Raw genomic sequence first — 25,546 nt, forward strand, 5'->3', positions numbered from 1 at the left:
TCAATGAAAAAGTATATATATATAGGCTGTTTATTATTAATTAGCCTTACGGATTTTGCTCAACAAGATCCTCAATATACACACTATATGTATAATATGAGTGTGGTAAATCCAGCTTATGCTACAGTAAAAGAATCCGTTTTAGACTTAGGTGTGCTATATCGTTCACAATGGGTTGGAGCTGTTGGAGCTCCTAAAACGATGACTGCCTTTGCTCATATACCTGTAAATAAAAAAATAGAATTAGGACTTTCATTAGTTACAGATAATATAGGAGATGGTGCTAAAAAAGAAAATAATTTTTATGCTGATTTTGCATATATACTTCAACTGGAAGGAAGCCAAAGATTATCTTTTGGGATGAAAGCAGGATTTACGAATTTAACAACAAATTTTAATGGTTTCAAATTAGAATCAGGAAATACAACTACAGATCAAGCTTTTAATAATAATATAAATGCTTTTAAACCAAGTGTAGGAGTAGGAGCTTATTACTTTACAGATACGTATTATATAGGAATTTCAGCTCCCAATTTATTACCAACTAAACATATTGAGGAACGTCAAGGAATTAATGCATTAGGATCAGAAGAAATACATTTATTTGCTACAGCAGGATATGTTTTCGATATAAATGAAATGTGGAAACTAAAACCTTCTATCATGGCAAAAATTGTAAAAAACGCCCCAGTATCATTAGATATTTCAGCAAATTTTTTATATAATAATCGTTTAGAATTAGGAACTTCTTATAGATTAAATGATTCAGCAAGCGGTTTAATAACCATTAATGCTACGAGTAACTTAAAAATAGGATATTCATACGATCATACATTGTCTAATTTAGGGAGATTTAATTCAGGTACACACGAAGTATTCTTAATTTTTAATTTAGATTTATTGACAAAAGGATATGATAAATCACCAAGATTTTTCTAACAATATACAATATCAACTTCCTTTTAATTGCGACCGTTAAAAAATAAATTTTAAAAAGATGAAAAGATTATTATATATATCAATTCTTTTATTTTCATTATTGGGATTTACTCAAGAAAATAATTTAGAACGAGCAAGAAAATATTTTAATAGAACCTATTACAGTGAAGCGATACCATTGTATGAAAAGCTAGTAGTTGAAAATCGTTCACAAGAGATCATTCAAAATCTTGGGGATTCATATTATTTTACAAATGATTTGAAAAGTGCACAGCGATATTATCGTTTTTTGATTAAAAATTATGGAAAAGATTTATCTGAAGAATACTATTTTCGTTTTTCAGAATCATTAAAAGCTACCGCAAATTATGCAGAAGCAAATCAAGTTTTAATTGATTACTATTCTAAAAAAGGAAAATCTTCTGAATTGATACTATTAGAAAAAGATCTTAAAATATTGGAAAATGTAACAGCTATTGGTGAACGTTTTAAAATTAAAAATCTAGAAATAAATACTAATAAATCTGAGTTTGGAGCTGTTATTTATAATGATAAATTAGTTTATGCAGCTACTAAAAAAGAACCAAATTTTTTAGATAAAATATATAAATGGAATAATGAATCTTATTTAAATTTAGTTTCAGTTCCATTAAAAAACATTTATATAAAAGATTCAGTAGTAAACTATTTTGCAAACGAGTTAAAATCTTCAATGCACGAAGCAACTCCTGTTTTTACAGCAGATGGAAAAACAATGTATTTTACTAGAAATTACACAAAAAAAAATGGTAGAAGGGCTAAAAATGATGATAAGATTTCAGTATTACATATTTATAGAGCTCAATTAATTAATGGTAAATGGGATAATATAATTTCATTACCCATTAATAATCCTAATTATTCTACAGCTCATCCAGCATTAAGCCCTGATGAAAAAATGCTTTATTTTTCATCTGATATGCCTGGAAGTAAAGGTTCTTTCGATATTTATAGTGTTGAAATTAATGATGGTTTGTTTGGAAAACCAAAAAATTTAGGCAATTTAATAAATACCACACGTCGTGAACAATTTCCTTTCGTTTCAAAAGATAATAAGTTATATTTCTCTTCTAACGGACATATAGGTTTTGGAGCTCTGGATGTTTTTGTTTCAGATATTGCCAATGAAAACTTTTCTAAGCCAACAAATATAGGTTTGCCAATCAATTCAGGAGTAGATGATTTTGCTTTTAATATTGATTCAAACACTAAAGAAGGTTTTTTTTCATCTAATAGAAAAGGAGGAAAAGGAGGAGATGATCTTTATTTTATATCTGAAATAAAACCTCTTATTCTAGAAGATTGTAAACAATATATATCAGGTATAATTACGGATCTAGATACAACTTTACCATTAAAAGAAGTAAAAGTTATTTTATATGATCTAATTAATAAAAAAGATATAGAAATTGTTACAACTGATTTTAATGGTAAATTTAGATTCACAGTCGAATGTGAAAAAGAATATACAATAAAAGCATCAAAAGAAGGGTATATAGATGATAAACACTCATTATTAGTTCAAAAAGAACGAAATAAAGAAAATGATGCTTCTATGAAATTAAAATCTTTAGCCAAAATTCAAGAAGAAAAAGATATTGCAGAACAAGTAAAGAAAAAGGCAGAGGAAGAAGAAAAAGAAAAAGCTATAGAAGAAGAAAAGAAAAAAGAAAAAAGAAAAGAAATTTTAGCAAAAGAAAAAGATATTATTGTTCAAAAAGATAAACTAATTATAAAAACAGATCCTATATATTTTGATTATGATTTGTGGTATATTCGTCGTGATTCTAAACCAATACTAGATAAAGTAATTGATTTGATGAAAAAATATCCTGATATGATTGTAGAAATTGGCTCACATACAGATATAAGAGGAGGAAAAACATATAATTTAATTTTGTCAGAAAATAGAGCAACTTCTACAAAAGATTATTTTATAGATAAAGGAATAGAATCTAAAAGAATTATTGCAAAAGGATATGGAGAAAGTCAACCTGTTATAAAATGTAGTACTGAAGAATCTTGTACAGAGGAAGAACATGAGTTAAATCGTAGAAGTGAATTTGTTATTAAAGATTTGTAGCAAATATTTATATTAAATATACTAAAGCCGTTTCATTTTTATAGAAACGGCTTTTTTTGATATTTATGCCTAAAAAAAGTAATAGTATTACAGTAAATATTTTATTGAATTATTTTTTATGAATAAATTTACATAAAAAAAGTATGTTTTCTAAAACTTGTAAATATGGGATTAGAGCAATTATTTTTATTGCATCTGAATCTGTAATTAATAAAAAAATGAGTCAGAAGGAAATAGCTAATCAAATAGATTCTCCAATGGCTTTTACAGCTAAAATTTTACAAAAGTTAGTTCATAAAAATATTGTTTCATCTTCTAAAGGAAGTGGAGGAGGGTTTTATATTGAAAAAAATAGATTGAATAAAATAACACTGCTAGAAATTATTGAAGCTTTAGATTGTGATTCTATTATTAAAGGTTGTGGACTTGGGTTAAGAGATTGTTCTGAAGAACATCCATGCCCCTTTCACGATAAGTTTAAAATAATAAAATCAAATTTATTGAATGTTTTTAGAAATACAACCCTAGAAGAATTAGCATCAGGAATAAAGAAAGGTAGCGCATTTTTAAAATATTAAATACTGATAAAAGTCATAAAATAAAACCTTGTAATAAGATATTTTTATCCTATTATAAGGTTTTTATTATATAAATAGATGAAAACTAACCAAGGTAAGACTTTCTATTAAGAGATGCTAATTACAAACTGTTGAAACCTATTTTTGAAATAAAAATATGAGATAAGTAAATATAAAGTAGAATTAAATTTAGTTTAATAAATAGAATATGATTAAGTATTATGACGATTTTATAAAGTATGGGGGGGTAGAAAAAATATTTAAAAAAAATGAAGTAATTTTTAATGAAGGTGAATCAGCTTTATTTTTTTATTTTATTATAAGCGGTGGTATTAGGATGTTTAACAGAAACGAGGAAGGAAAGGAGTTTGTACAAGGTTATTTTTTGACTGGACAAAGTTTTGGAGAACCTCCTTTATTTATTGATGAAAGTTATCCTACTACAGCAGCTTGTATAAAAGATAGTATGGTTTTAAAACTTTCTAAAAATAAATTTTTCAATATGCTTGAAGACATACCAGAATTGAAGACATTATTCATTAAAATTTTATCTAAAAGAATTGTAGGAAAAGCTAAGTCTTCAAAGGATATAATTAATCAAAATACAGAACAAAAAATAATTTCTTTTTTAATGATTCAAAAACCAGAAAACATAAAAAAAAAGATTTTTATTCCTTTTACTCGTCAAGAAATTGCAAATTTTACAGGGCTTAGAGTAGAAACTGTTATTCGAGCTTGTTCAAAATTAAAAAAAACAGGCATTATTGAAATTATTAATCATAAAATCTATTTTTAATGAAAATTACGAATAAGAATTGGTTATTCATTTCTATTTTTAATTTGTTTATTGTTGTAATTTTAGGAACTATAATGCGTTATAAAATAGCTTTTGAATTTCCTTTTTTTCAACAAAAAAATCTTCTGCATTCACATTCGCATTTTGCCTTTTCAGGTTGGATTACTCAAACATTATTTATTTTATTAGGATCATTTCAAAATCAATTAGTTTCTAAAAAGTATAATATGTTACTTGTGATAAATCTAATTTGTTCTTATGGAATGCTTTTTTCATTTATAATGCAAGGTTATGGTTTAATATCCATAATACTATCAACTTTATCTATAATTATAACTTATTTTTTTGTTTATTACTTTTACAAGGATAATAAAGAAAATACTATTTCAAATATATGGATTAAAGGAGGATTGTTTTTTAATATTTTTTCTACTTTAGGAACTTTTTGTTTAGCCTATATGTTGGCTACAAAAAATATAAATGAAACAATTTATTATTCTTCTATTTATTTTTATTTACATTTTCAATATAATGGTTGGTTTTTCTTTAGTATTATTGGATTGTTTATTAAAAATTTATCATTGGACATAAAAACAACAAAACAGTTAAGAAATTCTTTTTATGTATTTTTTATTTCTTGTATAATAACGTATGTATTGTCTATACTTTGGGTTAAAATTCCCAAATGGTTGTTTGTATTAACTGCTATTTTTACTTTTTTAAATTTTTATTTTTGGTTAAAGATTCAATATGTTTTTACTATAAAATTTAAAGAAAAATATAGAATATTACCTTCTATTGTAAAAAGAATTTTATTGATAATTCTGATAGCAACTAATTTAAAATTTCTTTTACAAATAGGTTTACTTATAGATGATTTAAAAGAGTTTGTATGTACTAATAGAACTATCATAATTGGTTATTTACATTTAGTATTTTTATGTATCGTTACATTGTTTTTATTAGTTATTTTGTTTATAGAAAGAATATTAGATCTCAAAAAAAATACTATTTTGGGTTTAAAAATATTTAGTTTAGGAGTAGTTTTAAATCAAGTATTTTTATTTGCTCAAGGAGGTTTCCCTTATTTTAATATTTACTTGCCTTTCACAAATGAAGTTTTAATTTATATTTCTTTATTAATATTAGTAGGAGTGTTATTAGTATTGATTTCTCAAATAAATAAAGAGCACTAATACAATATAATTTTGTTAATTCAAGAAATTTTATCATTCAGGTATTTTGGATTTTATCCGTTACTTATATAGTTTATTGTTTAAATATTGATAAAAAGAACAATTATTATAATTAGAAATAAAAAACTTATTAGGATAAATTTCCAAGCGATATTTGCTTTTTTTAGTTCCATAAATTCAAATGCTACTACTACTAATTTTATTAAAAAAAGAAGCATTGTAAGGCTAATCTTGATAATATGATGTATATCAGTTGTTTGTAAAAAAGATGTTAATAAGGTTAATATTAATAAAAGACTATACGTTTTAATTAAATGTTTTTCCATAGTTTAAAAAATTAAATATAAAGTAGGAAATAAGATTAACCAGATTAGGTCACACATGTGCCAAAAAGCTGCAGACGCTTCTATATCAAAGAGATTTTTGGTTAAATTATTTTTGTCTTTGTTAAAATAAATAGCTAAGAGAATGAATAAACCAATTAATACATGTAAATAGTGAAAGCCTGTTAGTAACCAATAATAAGTAAAGAATGTATTTGTTTCTAAGTATATATTATGACTTAGTTTTTCAAAATACTCATAGCTTTTTAAGACTAAGAAGAACACTCCTAGTAGCATGGTTATTTTTAGGTATAGATTAAATTTTTTATGATTATTCTTTTTAGCATAATTAACAGAAACAGCCATAAAGAAACCACTTGTAAGTAATATAAAAGTATTGATAACTCCTATTAGATTATTTAACTTTAAACGTGATTCGTTAAATATTTTTATTTCTTCTTGTGCATTATAGCTCATAGCTATAATTGCCATTCCGAAAGTTAAAATTTCTAAAAAGATAATTATCCATACTAAAATACCTCCAGGAGGATAATAAAAGTTTTTATAGTTTTTTGTCGTTTTGTTCATTTACAATGTTTTAGAGTTATATATTATTGTCTTTTAATTTTATCAAACAAATAGACTAGGGCATTTATTAGTTCGATAGGGTTTTTAAGTATTTGAAAATGATTTTGACCAAACATTTGAGGTAAATAATATTTAGCTTGTGCTTCTATAGTTAAGGCATAAGAATTTATTTGATTCACATATAATTCTTTTAATGCTTGTTTTACATCATTTATGCCATATTTACCTTCATATTTATCATAATCATTTGGTTTTCCATCAGAAATTAAGATAATCCATTTGTTTTTAGTTTTACGTGTTTTTAATCTATTTCCCGCGTGTCTAATAGCACCTCCAATGCGTGTGTAACCTCCAGGTTTTATATAACCAATTCTTTTTTTACCGATGTCCCAAGTTTCGGTAAAGTCTTTTAGTGTAATATAATTTATATGATTTCTTGTTTTTGATGAAAAGCAGTCTATTGAAAAGTCAATATTAAATTCATGTAAAATTTCACCAAATAAGATAGAAACTTCCTTTTCTACATCTAAAACTTTGTTTCCATCTACATAACTATCACTAGATAAGCTGACATCCAGTAATAATAAAATGGAAAGATCTTTCTCTTTTTTTCTATTTGAAAAATAAATATTTTCAGAAGGTGTTTTTTGGGTATGTACATCTACATATAAATCAGTTAGAGCATCAATATCAAATTCGTTGCCTTGTGTTTGTTTTTTTTGTTGTAATAATTTATTATTTATATGAGTTAATGATTTTCTTAATTTGTTTAGAACAGGAGTATAGTTTTTTATAGTATCATAATAAAACTTAGGATCTGTTTTTAGTTGAAGTTTTGGATATACTTTACAAAAATTAGTACGGTATTTTAGTGCAGAAAAATCCCATTCATTGTAGTATATATAAGTTCCTTTTGCATCTTTTTCGGTTGATTCTGCTATGGTTAGGTTTTCAATAAAATCAGATTGATAAATAGAATGGGCTGTGTCATCTACTCGTACAGTAAAACGCATTTTTATTTCTTCTAAAGCATCGTTATGTTCTTCTAACTCGTCTTCACCATCAAAATTTTTCCAATTTCCATAAAATTCATCTACAGTTTCTACTTTTTCAAAACTATGATTAAGTACATCATCATCTTGTTGTTTTTTATCTATTTGAAGGGATTTTATTTCTTCAACTCCTACGGTTTTTAAAGTCGTTTTTACCTCATCATTCTTGGTAGACTTTAAACTTGTATGATTTGTATTTTCTTCTTCTATATTTTCTTCTTTTTTTGCAAACATAAATTTTCCATATAACCAGTACAAATGTGGATTCGTTGCTTTTTTACTAAGAAAATGATCTAATAAAAAAGCATATATATATTTAGTTTTAGGGAAATTTTCAAAAAGGATAGGAAGTATTTGAACGGAAGCTATTTTTGCTTCATTTTGTGATTTTTCTACGTCATTTTCTGGCTCATTCCAATTTAATTCAAGGGATTGCTGTGTTGAGAGGTATAGAATTCTAAAGAAATAAAAAGCAATATTTTTTTCATAGGATTCAAATTGGTTAAAATATTCAGGCAAAAAGAAGTTGTTGTTTTTGTAACCGCCTTCTTTTTCAGCGGGATAAATAGTAATAGATTTTCCACTAACGGCATTAGCTATAAGTGTTAATCGTGGTGTAATGTCTTTTAAAAAAACGGTATTTTTATTGGATTCTAAAGCTTTTTTTTGTGATTTTCGTAGATATTTTGCTACAAAACTAAATATTATTTCGTCTAAATCTATACTCATAATTGATTCCTTTTTTAATTTGTAATTTAGGGTTGTTAATTTGTACTATATGATTCATAGATAAAGAGTTCAGTCAATTTTAATATTGAAAAGATATTATATCATTAAATCACACAAATCTTTTAAGGATTGAACAGTTTGTAAATCGTCCGTTAAAGGTTCTACAACAGCGGTGTGTATAGACAATCTTTTGGGCAATCCTGAATGAATAAGTTTAGCGGCATCTACGAGTAATCTTGTTGAAACGGTTTCGGTTAAACCAAGTTCTATTAGATTTCTAATTTTATTAGCAATGGTTACAATTTTATTAGCAATGTTAGGATCAATACCCGTTTCGCTAGCAATAATTTCAGTTTCAATTTTACTTTTTGGATATTCAAAAGACAAGGCCACAAAACGCTGTCTTGTAGAAGGTTTTAGCTCTTTGAATCCTCTTTGATAACCAGGGTTAAAGGAAGCAACGATCATAAAGTTTTCATGTGCTTTATAGGTTTTTCCAAGTTTGTCTATGAATAGTTCTCTTCTATGATCTGTTAATGAATGGATGGCCACAATTACATCAGGACGAGCTTCGGCTATTTCATCTAAATATAAAATAGAGCCTTCTTTTAAAGCAGTTGTTAAAGGACCATCAATCCAGATTGTTTCGGCTCCTTTTATGATAAATCGGCCTATTAAGTCAGTAGATGAAGTTTCTTCATGACAACTTACGGTTAAGAGTTTTTTATTGAGTTTATATGCCATATACTCAACAAATCTAGATTTACCTGTTCCAGTAGGACCTTTGAGTAAAAGAGGAAGTTTATTTTGATAAGCATGAGTAAAGACATCTTCTTCTTTACCTAAAGCAAAATAATAGGGTTTTATATCTTTCATGATTAAATAAGATAAACGGAATCTTATCCGATTTTGTAAATAAGGTATGAACGTGTGTAGAAGGGGATAAAGATTCCGTTTGATTGTTTGTATAAATTAATTTTTTAGAGTTTCAGTAATTTTATGGATTGTATTTTCATTGTTTACTCCTAATCCTTCTTGTTGATAAATAAGTTCTCCGTTTTTATTAAATACACTTATAATATTTGAGTGTGAAAAATCCATAGGAGAAATTTTTTTATATTTAACAGCAAGTACGTTAGCAAATTCTTGAACGGTATTTGGATTACCTTGCAAAAAAGTCCAATGTGGTGCATTCATTAGGTTATCTTTGGCAAATTTTTTTAATCTTTCAGGGGTATCGTTTTCAGGATCTATACTGACTAAAACAAAATTTAATTGTGTTAATTTGTTTTTAGGTATTTTTGATTCTATATCGCGCATATCCGCTACTAATCTAGGACAAGCCGCCTTGCAGCTTGTATAAATCATAACCATTACAGTTACCTTTCCCTTTAAGTTTTCAAGGTAAATGGTTTTGTTATCTTGGGTTTTCCATTGGCTGGTTAGGTTAAAAATAGATTCTTCTGATATAGTGTTATTTTCTGTTTTTGAGTCTATTTTTTTACATCCCAATAATGAAAGAAAACTAAGTATAAATACTAATTTTTTCATGTATATAAAATTTATCTTTTTATGGAATCTTTTACGCATCTAAATCCAAGGTTTTGTATGGCATAATTAGCTTTTATACTACCTCTAAAAGCGTATCGCATAAAGGCTGCATAATTCATTAGATCCGAAGCGTTTAATGAGCCGCTGCCACAAAATAGGTTTTTGTCAGTAGTAACATCATTTCTAGATTCTCCTGTTAAAAGGATGGAGCTAAAGTCAGAAGTCCATTCCCATACTAATCCGTGTAAATCGTATACACCATAGTAATTTTTGAATGTTTTTCCTACTTCATGATCAAATGCTTGTGGTTTTTCGTACCAATCTAAAATGAATTGATTATATGATTTTTGTTTTCGTGCATCGGGGAGTTTATCATTTGCCATAGCCACATATTCCCATTCGTCTACTGTGGCTAGACGTTTGCCTTGACATTCGCAATAGGCATTTGCCGCATACCAAGAAACATTTGTAACAGGGTAATTTAATTTATCTTTATTCTCAATTTCAGTATTAGATTTCCAATTTTTAAGATAGTTTTCATCAGCAAAAATTTTTTTAATTTTTGATTTTTGCCATTTACTATTGGTTTTTACAAAAGCTAAAAAGTTTTGATGGGTTACAGGATATACATCCATATAAAAACTAGAAATATTAACTTTTTTATTATTTTTTCCATAAAGAGGGATATAAGCCCCTCCTTTTATGTATACCATCTGAGTTTCTACTCCGAAAGACTTGTCTTTAAGAGTAGAAATAGATGGTTTGTTTATATTTCGATTCGTTTCTAAATTTGTTTTTTCTTGACAAGAAATAAAAATAAGTATTATTATAAGGAAATATAAACGTTTCATAGAATTAATAATTAAAAAATTTGGATATTATTTTTTAGCTCTAACAGCTGCAACCATGGCAGATGTAACTTCTTTTTTACTATTACCCCATTGGCTATATACGTAAGTAAGAACATTTGCTACTTCTTCATCTGTAAGTGTTTGAGCGGTCATAACACTATTAAATTTTTTACCATTTACAGTTATTTCACCTGTTTTACCTTTTAATATAATTTCAATAGCTCTATTAATATCAGCATTTAAGAAATCAGATTTGGCAAGAGGAGGGAAGGCATTAGGTAATCCTTCTCCATTAGCTTGATGGCATGCAAAACAGGTTTTTCCATAAACTGATTTACCGTCAGCAATACGTTCTGTAAGTGTAACTGCTTTAGCAGGTTTAATGACTTTTTCGTTAGGCATAGACTGAATTGTTCCTCCTTCAGGAAGATATACTTGATCTGATTGAGTTCCAGAATATACTTTTTTATTATCCTCTCCAGTAACGTTAATCATTCCTAAACTACCTTTATTAAAAGTTCTAAAGATTGAGTGATCTACTAATATTAAGGTACCAGGAACTTCTACTTTAAAATCTACAATAGCAGCGCCACCAGCAGGTACTAGAGTGGTTTGTACATCATGATTAATTGTTTTTCCTCCTTCTATGTGAACATTATCAAATATTTCGCCTATAACATGGAAAGAAGAAACTAAGTTAGGACCACCATTGCCTACAAACAAACGAATTCTTTCTCCGACTTTTGCGGTTAAGGCATTATCACCTACTAACGAACCTGTTTTACCATTAAAAACAACATAATCAGGTTCTTCTTTAATGGCTTTTGCCATATCAAAAGGTTGTAACCCTTTTTCACCGTTGGCTCCTTTTGTATAGAAATCACCTTGCATTACGTAGTATTCTTTATCAACTGGGGGTAACCCTCCTTCTGGTTCAACAAGTATTAAACCGTACATACCATTTGCAATGTGCATACCTACTGGAGCAGTAGCGCAATGGTATACATAAAGACCTTGATTGAGTACTTTAAACGAAAAGGTAACTTCATGACCAGGAGCTACAAACGAAGACTTTGCGCCACCACCAGGACCTGTAACAGCGTGTAAATCTATATTATGAGGAAGTTTATTGTTAGGGTGATTTTTTAAATGAAATTCAACTTCATCGCCAATTCTTGTTCTAATAAAGCTTCCTGGTACAGAACCACCATAGGTCCAATATACATATTTTACACCATCCGCCATTTCACCTTCTTTTTCAATAATTTCCATATTGACAATAAGTTTTTTGGCAGATCGATCGCCTACAGGTTTGGGAACAAAAGGAGGAGCTGTTAATTCTGCCTGAATTGGATCGCCTTCTACTTCGATTGAAGCGGGATCAATAGATGAGGAATTAGATGCTTTCTTACAGCCAATAAGCAATAAGCTGGCTAAAGAGGCCGAGAATATTAAATGCTTAATCATAATGTAAATTTTAAATATTATTGTATTTGTATTAGGGTTAATTTTGAATCTTAAAGTTTGAATAGAATAGGTTGGGGTTAATTTTTATGGATAAAAACCCCCAATTATTACCATTGTTTTTATTACCACCTTTTATAATTTCCATAGAGGTTGTGGCAAACATTTGAGAGAATCCACCGTCTAGGGTTATATTTTCAAATAGTTTATAAGAAGCTGTAAAATCAATTTCAGTACCTAAATAATTATCTTTTTTTTCTCCTAATTGATAAATATTTGCACTTGATAAAAAGTAATGAGGTGAAAGACGTGCAGAAAATTTATCTTTTTCGTATTGTAAATTCAGATAAAAATCAGTTAAACCTACAGTATTAATGTGATTTCCTACATAAAAATAATCCATATATCCATTGAACTTATGATTTGTTCCATACAACGGATTAAATGATTTAATGTCGCTACTAGTATCATCTTGATCTTTTCCTGATATATATTCAAAACCAAGACCTGCTAGGAATGACGGAACAAATTTGTAATTTATGTTTGTAGTAAAGTAATTAGCCATTACACGATTTGTATTTATTTTTCCTGTTTGAAGATAAGTAGCTCCATCAATATTCCAATTTCCTTTCTTGAATACGAATCTAGGTCCGAATGTTTGACTATAATCTATTTTTTCTTCTCCATTTATCAAATAAGGCATACCATTGTTTAAGATCAATAAGCTTAAATTTAAATTCTTAAAAGTTCCATTATACCAAGCATATTGGAGCGATTTATATTGAGAAGGAAGATAAATTTCTTTAAAATTAGTTTCTTTATTTGCATTGTATGCAAGACCTAGATGTATGATTTGTTTACTAGAAGGAGTAATCTTAAATAGAAAAGCATCATGACTTTTAGCCTGCATTGTCCAGTCTATACTTCCTAAAATTCTATGATCGTCATACGCTATTTCTTGTCGTCCTATTTTAAAAGATAATTTGTCATTTAATTTTACTTCTCCATAAGCTTCATGGAAATTTATACCTGTATCATTTTTTGAATTAGTTAATACATCCCCCCAAGTTCTCACGTTTTGAGGCGAAGCGACTAATTTTATATTATTATAACTATAATCAAAAGAAATACGAGTTCTTTGAGTAGTAAAAGTGGCTGCTTTTTCATTAACAGGTTTTAATGTGCTATAACCATTTCTATTTTCTAGTCGTACTCTTAAATCAGCATTTATATTAAATTGTTGAGAAAAAATTACAGAAGAGAATAATCCCGCAATTGTAAAATATACAGGTTTCATAACTATTAAAATTTATTTGTTAGTAACGGTTGTTATGGTTTGTTTTTTAGCTGTTATATTTTTTAGCCAATTATGGCCTCATCGTTCGTTTTACCATGTTTAATAAAATCGTATATGTATAAAGAAATTCCTAGAGTAAATAATGTGGCACACAGTAGTAATACTACAAAGTGAATAGCTATTTCATTCTGAACGGTCATGAACTCCATTTTAAACTTTCTTTCAAGATATACTTGAGCTACTCCAGCTACCCCAAAAGCGGTGGTCATACCTAACATACCAATATTTGATAACCAAAATGCCATACGTCCTGTAACTGAATCATATCTTTTTCTTCCTGTAAGATTAGGTATAGCATAACTAATAATTGCTAATACAATCATGGCGTATGCTCCCCAAAATGCTAGATGTCCGTGCATTGCGGTAACTAGAGTTCCGTGTGTATATACATTGGTTTGAGGAAGGGTATGAGCAAAACCCAGTAGACCAGCACCTATAAAAGATACAATTGCGGATCCTAATGTCCAGTATAGAGCTAATTTATTAGAATGTTTTTTTTCTCCTTTTCTATACATATTTACTGCAAATAAAGCCATACCTAAAAAAGCTAAAGGTTCTAGAGCCGAGAAAATGCCTCCTATGATTAACCAAATTTTATTTACGCCTATGTAGTAATAATGATGACCTGTTCCAAGAATACCTGATAAGAATGTTAATCCCACAATTACATATAACCATTTTTCAATAACTTCACGGTCAACACCTGTTAATTTGATTAATAAGAATGATAAAATACCTCCCATGATTAATTCCCAAACGCCTTCTACCCATAAATGAACTACCCACCAACGGAAAAAAGAATCCATTACTTGACTATCAAACCAAATCATACCAGGTAAGTATAACAAAGCCGCAAATACTAAGCCCATTGATAGAACCAATGCAGTTGTTGTTTTTCTTTCTGCTTTAAATAGGGTTGTTATTATTAATCCTAGGAATAAAAGCACATTTATCACTACTAAATAATCTAATTCTCTTGGTATTTCTAAAAATTTCCTACCTTCCCAATGATTAAAGTGATAGCCTATTACAGCTACTACACCTACAATACCAAGTGATATTAATTGAACATAAGCTAATTTTACATTTACTAATTCTCGTTGTGCTTCTTCGGGAATAATGTAATAAGCAGCTCCCATAAAACCTGTTAATAGCCAAACTACGAGTAAATTAGTGTGTACAGCTCTAGCGGTATTAAAAGGAATGATGTTGTGTAATCCATCCAATCCAATTCGGGCAAAGCCCATAATAAAACCATAGATTATTTGAAGTGCTAATAACAGCATACATAAGGCAAAAAACCAATAGGCTACTTTTTGTGATTTATATTTCATTTTAATTACTTTTTATTAATTATTTACTTTTGATAATGGAGAAACGATTCTGTCAAATCCATTTAAATCAATACCACCAATCCATTTTAAGTAAGCTACCACAGCATCAGCATCTTCAGAACTCATTTTATAGGCTACCATTTTTCTTCCGTTAGGAGCCCAAGGTATAGGTGACATTAAAACAGCTTTAATATAATTTTCACCTCGTCTATCAATAACTTTGGTTAACTCAGGAGCATAATAAGCACCCTCTCCCAAAATCGTATGACACCCCATGCAATTATTAGATTCCCAAATTTCTTTGCCACGGATTACCTGTGTGTTAATCTTAGTGTAGTTTGTTTGATCGTTGTTTGAGGAAAATGAATAGATTGTTAATCCAATAAAAATTAGAAACGTTACTAATGTACCTCCCAAAAAAAACATTCTTGCCTGCGATTTTGATAGCATAATTATTCTTTTTTTAATTATTATTAATGAGATGTTTTTGTCTTATTTGAATAACAAATTTCATTAACATTAGCTTAACTATATATGATATTTGTCATACAAAGGTTTTTTAATAAAGGTTTTTTGCTATATGATCTGAGTCATAAAAAGAAAAAGAATTAAGAAGTAATTTCGAGAAATTAATTATAAAACAGACAAAAATGGATATAGTAAAAAATAAATTAATAGGCGAATATGTTGCAGAAGACTATAGAACGGCTCAAATTTTTTCAAAATATGGAATAGATTTTTGTTGTAAAGGAAATAGAACCATCAATGAAGTATGTGAGATAATAGGAATTAAAGAAGAGATTTTATTAGATGAACTAAATTCCTTTGATAAAAATGTAAATGATGATTTAAATAATTTTAAAACGATGCCATTAGATAGACTTATTGAACATATAGAATCAAGACATCATACCTATGTCGAAGAAAAACTACCTATCATAATACAATTTCTAAATAAAATTTGTGATGTTCACGGGACGAAGCACCCAGAACTTTTTGAAATAAGAACACTTTTTGTAGCCAGTTCAAATGATTTAACCCAGCACATGAAAAAAGAGGAATTAATTCTTTTTCCTTTTATAAAAAAAATGGTAGAACTAGCCAATGATAATACGGAAATTCCTCTACCTAGTTTTATAACCGTTAACAATCCTATTCAAATGATGAAGCATGAACATGAGAATGAAGGAGATAGATTTAGTAAAATTAGTAAGCTCACTAACCAATATACACCCCCTAAAGGAGTTTGTAACACTTACAACGTTACCTATGCAATGCTGAAGGAATTTGAAGAAGATTTGCACAAACACATTCATCTTGAAAACAATATTCTTTTTCCTTCTGCTATACAATTAGAAACAAAATTAGTTTATTAAAAAAATTGTTATGTCTCATTGTAGGACGACCGCGAAAAAATAAATATTCGAGCTGACATTGGACAAATTTTTCAAAGCTTCGTAAAATTAAGAGAGTTAAATTTAGTAACTTGAGAACTTAAAATTAAGACAGATAATAATGCTTTTTGAAGAATATAAATACTTTAATTACCAATTTCCTGAACCTCAATATTTAGGTGCAAAGTATACTTTATTGCCTTGGCTTAATCAATTCATTCCTAAAAATATAAACTCTGCGATTGATGCCTTTTCTGGCTCGCAATCTGTTGGTTATTTATTGAAACAACAAGGATACAAAGTAATTACAAACGATTTTCTAAATTTTAATAACCAAATTGGTAAAGCATTAATTGAAAATAAATCGACCAAATTAGAAAAAAAAGATTTAGATATTCTATTTCAACCTGCAAAAAACAAAAGTGAGTTTGACTTATTTGAAAGTACATTTACCAATGTGTTTTTTGAGAAAGAAGAGGCACAGTTTTTAGATAATTTTAGAGCAAATATCCCATTATTAGAAAATGAGTTTAAGCAAGCTCTTGCTTTCACGGTTATGAATAGAAGTATGACCCGAAAAATAACAATGGGGCATTTTGGTCATACACAGGCTTTAGTCTATGCAAACGACCCAGAAAGAATAAAACGTAACAGGAGTCTAATCAGACCAGTCAAAGAAATTTTTGAAGAATTACTTCCAAAATACAATGATGCCATTTTTGATAATAAGAAAGACAACCAAAGTTTCAACCAGAATATTTTAGACTTACTACCCAAAATCGAAAATATTGATTTGGCTTATTTCGATCCACCATATTGTGACAGTCACGCAGATTATCAAGGATTTTACCATTTATTAGAAACTTATACGGAGTATTGGAAAGACAAAGATTTTATAAATAGTATTAAACGTTATGAACCGCAAAGATTTAGTGGTTTTGAAAAGAAAAGAGATGTTATATCTTCTTTTGAAAAACTATTTGAATTATCAGAAGGAATTCCTAATTGGTTAATTAGCTATAACAATAGGAGTTATCCTGGAATTGAAAAATTTGAGAAATTAATTTCAAAATACCGAAACGTAACAGTAGAAGCTAAAACATATCAAAACGGAAGAGGTGGAAAAGGAAGTGTTGCAGGTAGTCAAGAAATACTATTTGTCTGCAGTCCCAAAAAAAAGCATTTCGTTTCAAGTATTCAAAAAAACAATTAGTTAATGAAGGACTTTAATTACTGGGATAAATTACACAAAAACGAAGAACTAGAAGAATTTAGTAATAATAATGTTGGGCTTTTATGGCTCAAAACAAAATCAATTATAAGAAAAAAACTTATTGCTGAATTTTTAAAAATCAATAACATTACTTTACAAGAAACTGCTCTTGCCAAATAATTCAGCGAATTATTTGGCATTTTAAATTCTGATGTATTAAACTCAAACAATCTCCTTCACGACTTCATTAAATCAGAAAATGCTAAACAAGTAGGAGCGTTAAATACAGATGAACTCGTATCTGAATTATACAAATTAAAGAATTTTGATTGGGGTGGAGATTATCAAAATTCTTTGGACAAATATTTAATTAAACGTTACGTAAAAATCCAAAATCCTTCTTATGAAAACTTACTTTCTAAATTTGAAACTGAAATCAACGCAGCAGTTCAAGGATATGTTTTAAATAGTTGGTATAACCATTGGAGCAGTATTTTAATCGAACATATTTTCAAATCTCATACGGAAGTTTTGCCAACGGTTGGACAAATCAAAAGCGTTGACTTTTTTATTAATCATATACCATTTGATTTGAAAGTAACCTACTTACCAGCAGAGTATATAAAAACTAAACGCAAAGAAAAAGGATTGCCAGTTGAACTAACTTTTCTAAAAAAGAAAGCAACAGAAGCAAAAATTATTTTTGACAAAACAGCAAAATCAGCAGACATTTTCTACGAAATAGTTGAAAAAATGAAAGATAGGAATGATACTTTCTGTTTGAACGCTTTAAAGACCTTAAAAGACGAAAAATTAGAAATTTTAAAAGAAGTACAAAACAACCCAAAAGTATTAGCTACTTGGCTTTATGAAAATCAAGGAGAAATGCGTTTTGGCTCTGAAAATCGTTTATTCCTTGTGTTGGTTGACACAGATGACTTTACAAATTCGTGGAAATTGAAAAGAAATATTGACCTTTTAAAGCCAACAATCCTAACCTATTTGGACAACTTCAAAACCAAAAAGATAGAAGATCTGAAAATTGAATTCGAATTCAAAGGAAAATCAAAAACATTTACAGCATTGACAGACATAATATTTGTAGTGAAATAGGATACTCAACGGCTGAAAAAACAACGAAGGTATAACAGCAGTTTGGTAAAATGGCGCATTTATTGCTAAAATGAAAGTAAGTGCTTTTAAATTCATCACTTCGCTAAGCTTCAAATCGTTATATCCTATTAAAAATATTAATAAGAGAGAGTGTATGTTAGATTTTAGAGAAGAAAAAAAATAAAATTCTTTTTTCTTCTTTAGTCGTTTTATAAATTTAACCAAAGAGACCAAAATTAAATAAGAATCACTTTTCATCTTAAAATTTTATGATTATATTATTACTCAAATGGTCATAATTAATTAATTTTGGCAGAAAAAACACTTTGAACTCTATATTATACAAAATACTTATTGTAGTTACTTTCTTAAGTATTCAAATTACAACTGCTCAAATTACTAGTCCAATAGAAGCTTTACCTGTAGAAACAGGTAAACAAATTATAATTGAAGGTGCCGATTTTTTGGACAAATCAGAAACAGAAGTACCTGGAGCGATTGTTTTTACAGGGAATGTTCGTATTTTACACCAAGGCATACGTATGTCTTGTAATAAAGCATATCATTTTACTAAACAAAATTATGTAAAAGCATTTGGAAATGTAAACTTAGTTCAAGGTGATACGCTTACTATGTCTAGTCGTTACGCCGAATATAATGGAAATACCAAATTTGCTTTTGCAACAGGAAATGTGGTAATGACGGATCCTAAAATGACTGTAACTACCGATACTATTAACTTTGATCGTAAAAGCCAACAAGCTTACTATAATACCTATGGAACCATTCGAGATGCTGAAAATACGCTTACTAGTAAATCAGGACGTTATCATTTAAATCAAAAGAAATTTGAGTTTAAAACGGCTGTTACAGTAAATAATCCTACTCATACAATTCGCACAAATCATCTTGATTATTACACTAATTCAGGACATGCGTATGTTTTTGGTCCCTCAACCATAGCGTCCGCCAATAATACAATTTATACAACTAAAGGTTTTTATGATACAAAAAAGGATGAAGGAAAACTACAAAGAGGTTCTAAAATCAAATATAGAGATCGGATAATAGAAGGAGAAGATTTGTATTATGATCGAAAAAATGATTTTGCACGCGCTCGTAATAATGTTAAGGTAACAGATACAATTAATAAAACAATAATAAAAGGACATTATGCAGAAGTATATAAGAAAAAAGATTCTATGTACATCACTAAAAAAGCATTAGTATCAGGTCTTTTTGAGAAAGATTCAGTCTGGTTTCATGCAAAACGTATTGTAATTACAGGAAAAACAAAAAATCGAATCATAAGAGGATATAATAATGCTCGTTTCTTTAAAAAAGATATGAGTGGTAAATGTGATTCTATTCATTTTAATGAAAAAAAAGGGATTACTCAAATGATTGGAAAACCAGTGTTTTGGAATGAAAAAAGACAGCTTACAGGCGATTTAATACATATTATTTCAGATACAATTGCTAAAAAAGTAGATTCCTTAAAAGTGTTTAATAATGCTTTTATCATTTCAAAAGATACTATTGGAGATGGATTTAATCAAGTAAAAGGAGTTAATTTATACGGTAAATTTATAAACAATAAATTAAAAGAAGTAAATCTGATTAAAAACACAGAAGTTATTTACTACATGCGTAATGATAAGCAAGACTTAATCGGTATAAATAAAAATGTAAGTAGTAAAATAAATATGTTAATGGGAGAGGGAAATGCAATAGATAGCGTTACGTTTTTTACCAAACCAGATGGTCAAATTTATCCAGAAGACGAACTTCCCGAAAATGATAGAAAACTAAAAGGTTTTCTTTGGCGAGAAAACGAACAAATTTTAAAACTAGAAGATATTTTTCCAAAAGAAGAAATAGAACTAGATACTAAAGCCAAAGCAGAAGTTAAGAAAAAAGAACAAGAGCCCAATGTACCACTAAGTCCTACTAAAGAAACATTGGAATTTGATAAAACCAATAAGATTAAAACAAACAAAGAAAAAAATAAATCAAATTATAAAAAATAATTCAAAATTATCTTAACCCAAGATGATGTGTTAAATTTTTTGATGAAGGTAAAAGATACAAAAAAAATCAGAGATATAGTTTTTCTATATTAACGACAAAAAACAATACTTTTTTAGATTCAAAATTATTTTTATCAGTAATAAATTTTTAATACATAATCTGAGTTAAAAAATAAATTATCCTTTTTTATTTTAGAATATTTAGATAATAATCATGTTAGAAGATTTTTATAAATACCAAGCACAAACCTCTCCTCATCCCTTAGGAATGGAAGTATCTCACGCCATAGGTTCTTATATATACGATACAAAAGGGAAGAAATATTTAGATTTTGTAGCTGGAGTTTCAGCTTGCACTCTAGGACATCAGCATCCACGTGTTAAACAAGCCATCATAGACCAAATGAATAAGTATGCTCATGTAATGGTTTATGGTGAATACGCACAAGATCCCGCAGTAGAATTTTGTACGTTACTAGCTCAAAATATGCCAACTCAGTTAAACAAAACCTATTTAGTAAATTCAGGTACCGAAGCAACAGAAGGAGCTCTTAAATTAGCTCGAAGAGTAACAGGACGTAGTCAATTAATTTCTTGTTATAATGCGTATCATGGAAATACCATGGGATCAATGAGTGTTATGGGATTCGAAGAACGAAAACAAGCCTTTCGTCCATTAATTCCAGATGTAAACTTCATTACTTTCAATAATGAAGAAGATTTACAAAAAATTACGTCACATACAGCAGGTATTATTTTAGAAACAATTCAAGGAGGAGCTGGATTTATTCAGCCTCAAAATGATTTTTTAAAGAAAGTACGCCAGCGTTGTGATGAGGTAGGAGCTTTAATGATTTTAGATGAAATTCAGCCTGGTTTCGGACGTACAGGAAAACTATTTGGTTTTATGAATTATGATGTTATTCCTGATATTGTTGTGATGGGTAAAGGAATGGGAGGAGGAATGCCAGTTGGTGCTTTTACTGCCAATGAAAAACACATGGATTTATTAAGTCAAAATCCAAAATTAGGACATATAACCACTTTTGGGGGACACCCTGTAATAGCAGCAGCTAGTTTAGCTACCTTAAAAGAATTACTTGAAACAGATTTAATGCGTCAATGTTTGGAAAAAGAACAATTATTTCGTAAATTGTTGATACATAAGTTGATAAAAGAGATTCGAGGAGAAGGATTAATGCTAGCTATTATGACAGATAGTCCAGAAATTACAAATCAAGTTATCTTTAAATGCCAAGAAAAAGGATTAATCCTTTTTTGGTTATTATTTGAAGGAAACGCTATACGTATAACACCGCCTCTAACTTTATCAAATCAAGAAATAGAAGAAGGATGCAGAATTATTATTGAAGCTATGAATGAAATAGCCCCAATTAACAATCAAAATTAAAGGCATAGAATAAGCAAAAACCTATTTGTTTTGTTGACTAAATTGTTCAAAACAAATCGTTTTTTAACCCATTATAAACGCTAACTTTACTATTTTAGTAAGGATAATAAAAACTTAGGAGTATGGATTTGAGTCACGATGAAGAAGATTACAGTTTATCCTTATCAAAATTTGAATCAATGTTAAAAACCAATAAAATTTTATTTTTTGATTCAGAAGAATTTGAGGATATCATCCTCCATTATATGGATATTGGCAAACCTATTCTAGCCAAAAAAGCCCTAAAACTAGGACTAGAACAACATCCTAAATCCTTTGGATTAAAGTTAGTCCAAGTAGAAATGTTGTTATTTGAAGACAAACTAGAACAAGCCGAAAAGCTACTTAATGATTTATACGCTATAGAACCCACAAATGAAGAAATTTTTATACAAAAAGCAAACATTTGTTCTAAACGAGACGATCATAAACAAGCCGTTGAGTTTCTAAAAATAGCCTTACAATACACAGATGACTATGCTGATGTTCATAACCTTTTAGGCATGGAATATTTATTCATGGATGAACTAGAACTAGCCAAAACACACTTTATAGCTTGTTTAGAAGAAGAACCCGAAGAACAATCCGGACTCTACAACGTCATCTATTGTTTTGAATTTCTAGAACAATATCAAGAAGCCATTACCTTTTTACAAAACTATATAGACACAAATCCTTATAGCGAAATTGCATGGCACCAACTAGGTAGATTAAACTCAACTATAAAACACTACCAAGAAGCCTACATAGCATTTGATTATGCAACCGTTATTGACGATCAATTTATGGGAGCCTATATGGAAAAAGCCAAAGTACTTGAACGTTTAGAACGCTATGAAGAAGCCATCTGGAACTATCAAGAAACCATTCGATTAGAAGATCCAACCTCCTATGCCTTATTACGGATAGGTAAATGTTTTGAAAAAATGGGAAATGATTCAGAAGCCCTAAATTATTACAACAAAACAGTAGATGAAGATCCTTTATTAGATAAAGGATGGATTGCCATAACAGATTTCTATATACGCCAAGAAAACTTTCAAAAAGCACTCTATTATGTAAACAAAGCCCTTGGTATAGATACAGAAAATCCTTTATACTGGAAACGATACGCCTCTATAAATAAAGAATTAGAACTATTTGAAGAAGCAGAAGAAGGATATAGAAAAACAGTAGAATTAGGAGATACCCAATTAGAAACCATTCTATTTTGGGCTGACACACAACTATTTATTGGTGATCTTCAAGCTTCTGTAGAAACCTTAATAAAAGCAAATATTTTATTTTTAGATCATTACGAAATAGAATACCGTTTAGCAGGCTTATATTATACTTTAAACAATCCTACTAAAGGATTATATCACTTAACAAATGCTTTACATCATAATCTTAAAATGAAGAGTATTTTACAAGAATTATTTCCTGTGGTATTTGATTTAGATATAGTTCAAAAAACAATAGCCAAATATGACGAGTTACAGTAAAAAATAGATCTATTAAAAAACTAATAATTGAACATGATTTTTTAATCGTTCAATTAACAAACTCATCATTCTTTTATTTAAGTTTGAAGAGTTTTTTATATATTCCATATATTCATCAACAGTAAATAAACCAATTACCATTCCTTTTAGGGAATTTCTAAATTTAATATCCTTTTGTATAACATTTTCAATATAATTCAATTTTTTTTCTACAGAAAGACTAAAAAAAACATTCTTTTGTTTAATAGCGTAATTAATAAAAACCTGAATAAATAAATCATTCTGTAGTTTTAATATAGGACGAATTGTCATATTTTGAAATAATTCTTCATCAGAAGAATTAATATTTATATTTCCTAAAGCTTCTCCTCTTAAAATTAAAAGGTTTTTATCACGAGTTTCCATCTTTTATTTTTTATTAAATTTAATAAAAAATCCTTTAACATTTTAGAGTTTACTTTTAAAAATATTCGTACAAAGATTACTAAAAACTTAGCTTTTTCACTTCACATTGTGCATTAAAATTTGTAATGAAAATAAGAGAAGAAAGACAAAATACACAAAAAAATCTCATAGATTTAAATTTTCTAAAAAAGAACTCTTTTTAGATTCAAAGTCATTTTCATCTGTAAATAATTTCTATTATCTATAACTGTATTAAAATAAATAGTCATAATAATCTAATCTTTAATTGTCGAGAAATATGTAAATTTGTTTCTAATAAAATTAGGGATGAGATACAAGACACACAAATGGGTTAGACCAGAAGATCTAAATGCAAATGGTACTCTTTTTGGAGGAAAATTATTATCTTGGATAGACGATGAAGCAGCACTTTATTCAATAGTTATTCTAAAAAATAATAAAATTGTAACAAAGTTTATGTCTGAAATAAACTTTATGAGTTCTGCTCGACAGGGTGATATTATAGAAATAGGATTAGATGTTATTAAATTTGGAAGTACTTCTATTACAATGAAATGTGAGGTTAAAAATGTCATGACAAAAGCCACTATTATTACAGTAGATTCAATTACAATGGTAAATTTAGACAGTTTTGGTCAGCCAGCTAATCATGGCAAAACACAGTCTGATTTAGCCTTAGATGAAAAAAGTTTTTAAACTTTATAATTATATATAATAACACAAAATGCTGTATTCAATTTTTTTGATGAGCATTTTTGTTTTTTATACTATTCCTGAAAAACTAATAGAGCATTGTAATTTCCTTAATATCAAAAGTTTGGATTATGTCATCTTCCATCATGATTTCAATTAAACCGTTTTGGGTTACTCCTCTAATAATGCCCATAAATTTTTTACTTTTTTTATTTTCAAATACAGCAGGTTTGTTAATTTTAAATAAATAATTATGATAATAATTCCATAATTGTTCTTTATCCGTTTTTAATTTCTCTAAATTTTTATTTAGCTGATTTAATAGCATAAATAATATTTCCTCAATATCATACTCTTTGCCTGTTATACATTTTAATGAAGAAGCTTTAGGTAAATTACTGAAATTTTCTTGATTTACATTTAATCCAATTCCTATAATAGATTCTACCTGTTGATTTTCTTTGAAATAATTTTCTATTAATATACCTGAAATTTTTTTATTTCCTGACATAATGTCGTTTGGCCATTTTATAGATAAGTCAGGAATTTGATATTTTTCAAGAGTTTCCTTAATACTTATAGCAACAGCTATATTAAGATCAAATATGGTAACGGTATGATCTATTATTTTATTTACCAATATGCTGGTTATTAGGTTTTTATCTTTTTCTGTACACCAGCTACTACCCATTTGTCCCTTGCCTTTCCATTGACTTTGAGCTGTAACTACTGTAAAATTTTCAAGGCTTTGATTTTGTGAAAGTTTCTTTAAAAAATCATTTGTAGAATCTATGGCATTGAGTTTGATTAACTTCATATATTGCAATTTGAAATAATAAAAATTAAGATCTATTTTTATCTTT

General features: G+C 28.4%; 25 protein-coding genes. 13 read left to right on the plus strand and 12 right to left on the minus strand.

From position 1 onward, the window contains the following. The first annotated feature begins 3 nt into the window (after positions 1–3). The 5 genes from AWN65_RS04930 (at position 4) to AWN65_RS04950 (ending at position 5,631) form a co-directional block, all read left to right on the plus strand. Positions 4–939: a PorP/SprF family type IX secretion system membrane protein gene (locus AWN65_RS04930; RefSeq protein WP_060382148.1), complete on the plus strand. Its 936-nt coding sequence runs from the start codon at positions 4–6 to the stop codon at positions 937–939. Positions 940–997: 58 nt separating this feature from the next. Further along, a complete protein-coding gene (locus AWN65_RS04935; RefSeq protein WP_060382149.1) occupies positions 998–3,061 on the plus strand; it encodes an OmpA family protein in 2,064 nt (687 codons plus the stop codon). A 143-nt stretch (positions 3,062–3,204) separates the two neighbouring features. Beyond that, positions 3,205–3,639, plus strand: a complete 435-nt coding sequence (locus tag AWN65_RS04940) for an RrF2 family transcriptional regulator (protein ID WP_060382150.1) — start codon at positions 3,205–3,207, stop codon at positions 3,637–3,639. 208 nt (positions 3,640–3,847) lie between these two features. Beyond that, the gene (locus AWN65_RS04945; RefSeq protein WP_060382151.1) at positions 3,848–4,435 is read left to right on the plus strand and encodes a Crp/Fnr family transcriptional regulator; all 588 of its coding nucleotides are present in this window, start codon (positions 3,848–3,850) and stop codon (positions 4,433–4,435) included. Further along, on the plus strand, positions 4,435–5,631 hold the full coding sequence (locus tag AWN65_RS04950; RefSeq protein ID WP_060382152.1) for a hypothetical protein: 1,197 nt from the start codon (positions 4,435–4,437) through the stop codon (positions 5,629–5,631). Before AWN65_RS04945 ends, AWN65_RS04950 begins: the two co-directional genes overlap by 1 nt. A gap of 80 nt (positions 5,632–5,711) precedes the next feature. On the opposite strand, the gene AWN65_RS15420 is transcribed toward AWN65_RS04950, so the two are convergent. From AWN65_RS15420 to AWN65_RS05000, 10 genes are all read right to left on the minus strand, one after another. Continuing rightward, positions 5,712–5,957, minus strand: coding sequence for a cytochrome C oxidase subunit IV family protein (locus tag AWN65_RS15420; protein ID WP_060382153.1), 246 nt, complete (start codon positions 5,955–5,957; stop codon positions 5,712–5,714). A 3-nt stretch (positions 5,958–5,960) separates the two neighbouring features. Next, positions 5,961–6,542, minus strand: coding sequence for a cytochrome c oxidase subunit 3 (locus AWN65_RS04960; protein WP_060382154.1), 582 nt, complete (start codon positions 6,540–6,542; stop codon positions 5,961–5,963). Between the two features lie 23 nt (positions 6,543–6,565). Then, positions 6,566–8,323, minus strand: coding sequence for a nitric oxide reductase activation protein NorD (locus AWN65_RS04965; RefSeq protein ID WP_060382155.1), 1,758 nt, complete (start codon positions 8,321–8,323; stop codon positions 6,566–6,568). A 96-nt stretch (positions 8,324–8,419) separates the two neighbouring features. Continuing rightward, positions 8,420–9,199 (minus strand): CbbQ/NirQ/NorQ/GpvN family protein, encoded by a 780-nt coding sequence (locus AWN65_RS04970; protein WP_060382156.1) that lies wholly within the window; start codon positions 9,197–9,199, stop codon positions 8,420–8,422. A 96-nt stretch (positions 9,200–9,295) separates the two neighbouring features. Further along, entirely contained in the window at positions 9,296–9,874 is a 579-nt protein-coding gene (locus AWN65_RS04975; RefSeq protein WP_060382157.1) for an SCO family protein, read from the minus strand. An 11-nt stretch (positions 9,875–9,885) separates the two neighbouring features. Next, positions 9,886–10,725, minus strand: a complete 840-nt coding sequence (locus AWN65_RS04980; RefSeq protein ID WP_060382158.1) for a formylglycine-generating enzyme family protein — start codon at positions 10,723–10,725, stop codon at positions 9,886–9,888. Positions 10,726–10,752: 27 nt separating this feature from the next. Beyond that, on the minus strand, positions 10,753–12,192 hold the full coding sequence (nirK, locus tag AWN65_RS04985) for a copper-containing nitrite reductase (protein ID WP_060382159.1): 1,440 nt from the start codon (positions 12,190–12,192) through the stop codon (positions 10,753–10,755). A 37-nt stretch (positions 12,193–12,229) separates the two neighbouring features. After that, positions 12,230–13,486: an alginate export family protein gene (locus AWN65_RS04990; protein ID WP_060382160.1), complete on the minus strand. Its 1,257-nt coding sequence runs from the start codon at positions 13,484–13,486 to the stop codon at positions 12,230–12,232. Between the two features lie 62 nt (positions 13,487–13,548). Further along, positions 13,549–14,880 (minus strand): cbb3-type cytochrome c oxidase subunit I, encoded by a 1,332-nt coding sequence (locus AWN65_RS04995; RefSeq protein WP_060382161.1) that lies wholly within the window; start codon positions 14,878–14,880, stop codon positions 13,549–13,551. Between the two features lie 15 nt (positions 14,881–14,895). Beyond that, a complete protein-coding gene (locus AWN65_RS05000; RefSeq protein ID WP_060382162.1) occupies positions 14,896–15,330 on the minus strand; it encodes a c-type cytochrome in 435 nt (144 codons plus the stop codon). Between the two features lie 200 nt (positions 15,331–15,530). Between AWN65_RS05000 and ric the strand changes: the two genes are divergently transcribed. The 7 genes from ric (at position 15,531) to AWN65_RS05030 (ending at position 23,564) form a co-directional block, all read left to right on the plus strand. Further along, positions 15,531–16,256, plus strand: coding sequence for an iron-sulfur cluster repair di-iron protein (gene ric, locus AWN65_RS05005; RefSeq protein ID WP_060382163.1), 726 nt, complete (start codon positions 15,531–15,533; stop codon positions 16,254–16,256). 139 nt (positions 16,257–16,395) lie between these two features. Further along, positions 16,396–17,487, plus strand: coding sequence for a DNA adenine methylase (locus tag AWN65_RS05010; RefSeq protein ID WP_060382164.1), 1,092 nt, complete (start codon positions 16,396–16,398; stop codon positions 17,485–17,487). A 3-nt stretch (positions 17,488–17,490) separates the two neighbouring features. Continuing rightward, entirely contained in the window at positions 17,491–17,667 is a 177-nt protein-coding gene (locus AWN65_RS15170; RefSeq protein ID WP_235588346.1) for a hypothetical protein, read from the plus strand. Between the two features lie 174 nt (positions 17,668–17,841). After that, entirely contained in the window at positions 17,842–18,600 is a 759-nt protein-coding gene (locus tag AWN65_RS05015; RefSeq protein ID WP_235588347.1) for a hypothetical protein, read from the plus strand. A 326-nt stretch (positions 18,601–18,926) separates the two neighbouring features. After that, positions 18,927–20,630: an OstA-like protein gene (locus tag AWN65_RS05020; protein ID WP_060382165.1), complete on the plus strand. Its 1,704-nt coding sequence runs from the start codon at positions 18,927–18,929 to the stop codon at positions 20,628–20,630. 214 nt (positions 20,631–20,844) lie between these two features. Continuing rightward, the gene (locus tag AWN65_RS05025) at positions 20,845–22,041 is read left to right on the plus strand and encodes an aspartate aminotransferase family protein (protein WP_060382166.1); all 1,197 of its coding nucleotides are present in this window, start codon (positions 20,845–20,847) and stop codon (positions 22,039–22,041) included. A 122-nt stretch (positions 22,042–22,163) separates the two neighbouring features. Next, a complete protein-coding gene (locus tag AWN65_RS05030) occupies positions 22,164–23,564 on the plus strand; it encodes a tetratricopeptide repeat protein (RefSeq protein ID WP_060382167.1) in 1,401 nt (466 codons plus the stop codon). A 12-nt stretch (positions 23,565–23,576) separates the two neighbouring features. Here AWN65_RS05030 and AWN65_RS05035 read toward each other — a convergent pair whose 3' ends face one another. Next, positions 23,577–23,969 carry a hypothetical protein gene (locus AWN65_RS05035; protein ID WP_060382168.1) on the minus strand — a complete coding sequence of 131 codons (393 nt, stop codon included), beginning with the start codon at positions 23,967–23,969 and terminating at the stop codon, positions 23,577–23,579. Positions 23,970–24,296: 327 nt separating this feature from the next. Between AWN65_RS05035 and AWN65_RS05040 the strand changes: the two genes are divergently transcribed. Continuing rightward, positions 24,297–24,686 (plus strand): acyl-CoA thioesterase, encoded by a 390-nt coding sequence (locus AWN65_RS05040; RefSeq protein WP_060382169.1) that lies wholly within the window; start codon positions 24,297–24,299, stop codon positions 24,684–24,686. A gap of 85 nt (positions 24,687–24,771) precedes the next feature. Here the strand turns inward: AWN65_RS05040 and AWN65_RS05045 are convergent, their stop codons facing one another. Continuing rightward, positions 24,772–25,500 (minus strand): biotin--[acetyl-CoA-carboxylase] ligase, encoded by a 729-nt coding sequence (locus AWN65_RS05045; RefSeq protein WP_060382170.1) that lies wholly within the window; start codon positions 25,498–25,500, stop codon positions 24,772–24,774. Positions 25,501–25,546 lie beyond the last annotated feature (46 nt).

Origin of the sequence: Flavobacterium covae, from assembly GCF_001534645.1 — a bacterium.
GTDB lineage: Bacteria > Bacteroidota > Bacteroidia > Flavobacteriales > Flavobacteriaceae > Flavobacterium > Flavobacterium covae.

Excerpts from the sequence above, each read along its gene's own strand:
- AWN65_RS04930 (WP_060382148.1), top strand. The coding sequence starts at position 4 with ATGAAAAAGTATATATATATAGGCTGTTTATTATTAATTAGCCTTACG.
- AWN65_RS04935 (WP_060382149.1), top strand. The coding sequence starts at position 998 with ATGAAAAGATTATTATATATATCAATTCTTTTATTTTCATTATTGGGA.
- AWN65_RS04940 (WP_060382150.1), top strand. The coding sequence starts at position 3,205 with ATGTTTTCTAAAACTTGTAAATATGGGATTAGAGCAATTATTTTTATT.
- AWN65_RS04945 (WP_060382151.1), top strand. The coding sequence starts at position 3,848 with ATGATTAAGTATTATGACGATTTTATAAAGTATGGGGGGGTAGAAAAA.
- AWN65_RS04950 (WP_060382152.1), top strand. The coding sequence starts at position 4,435 with ATGAAAATTACGAATAAGAATTGGTTATTCATTTCTATTTTTAATTTG.
- AWN65_RS15420 (WP_060382153.1), bottom strand. The coding sequence starts at position 5,957 with ATGGAAAAACATTTAATTAAAACGTATAGTCTTTTATTAATATTAACC.
- AWN65_RS04960 (WP_060382154.1), bottom strand. The coding sequence starts at position 6,542 with ATGAACAAAACGACAAAAAACTATAAAAACTTTTATTATCCTCCTGGA.
- AWN65_RS04965 (WP_060382155.1), bottom strand. The coding sequence starts at position 8,323 with ATGAGTATAGATTTAGACGAAATAATATTTAGTTTTGTAGCAAAATAT.
- AWN65_RS04970 (WP_060382156.1), bottom strand. The coding sequence starts at position 9,199 with ATGAAAGATATAAAACCCTATTATTTTGCTTTAGGTAAAGAAGAAGAT.
- AWN65_RS04975 (WP_060382157.1), bottom strand. The coding sequence starts at position 9,874 with ATGAAAAAATTAGTATTTATACTTAGTTTTCTTTCATTATTGGGATGT.
- AWN65_RS04980 (WP_060382158.1), bottom strand. The coding sequence starts at position 10,725 with ATGAAACGTTTATATTTCCTTATAATAATACTTATTTTTATTTCTTGT.
- nirK (WP_060382159.1), bottom strand. The coding sequence starts at position 12,192 with ATGATTAAGCATTTAATATTCTCGGCCTCTTTAGCCAGCTTATTGCTT.
- AWN65_RS04990 (WP_060382160.1), bottom strand. The coding sequence starts at position 13,486 with ATGAAACCTGTATATTTTACAATTGCGGGATTATTCTCTTCTGTAATT.
- AWN65_RS04995 (WP_060382161.1), bottom strand. The coding sequence starts at position 14,880 with ATGAAATATAAATCACAAAAAGTAGCCTATTGGTTTTTTGCCTTATGT.
- AWN65_RS05000 (WP_060382162.1), bottom strand. The coding sequence starts at position 15,330 with ATGCTATCAAAATCGCAGGCAAGAATGTTTTTTTTGGGAGGTACATTA.
- ric (WP_060382163.1), top strand. The coding sequence starts at position 15,531 with ATGGATATAGTAAAAAATAAATTAATAGGCGAATATGTTGCAGAAGAC.
- AWN65_RS05010 (WP_060382164.1), top strand. The coding sequence starts at position 16,396 with ATGCTTTTTGAAGAATATAAATACTTTAATTACCAATTTCCTGAACCT.
- AWN65_RS15170 (WP_235588346.1), top strand. The coding sequence starts at position 17,491 with ATGAAGGACTTTAATTACTGGGATAAATTACACAAAAACGAAGAACTA.
- AWN65_RS05025 (WP_060382166.1), top strand. The coding sequence starts at position 20,845 with ATGTTAGAAGATTTTTATAAATACCAAGCACAAACCTCTCCTCATCCC.
- AWN65_RS05030 (WP_060382167.1), top strand. The coding sequence starts at position 22,164 with ATGGATTTGAGTCACGATGAAGAAGATTACAGTTTATCCTTATCAAAA.
- AWN65_RS05035 (WP_060382168.1), bottom strand. The coding sequence starts at position 23,969 with ATGGAAACTCGTGATAAAAACCTTTTAATTTTAAGAGGAGAAGCTTTA.
- AWN65_RS05040 (WP_060382169.1), top strand. The coding sequence starts at position 24,297 with ATGAGATACAAGACACACAAATGGGTTAGACCAGAAGATCTAAATGCA.
- AWN65_RS05045 (WP_060382170.1), bottom strand. The coding sequence starts at position 25,500 with ATGAAGTTAATCAAACTCAATGCCATAGATTCTACAAATGATTTTTTA.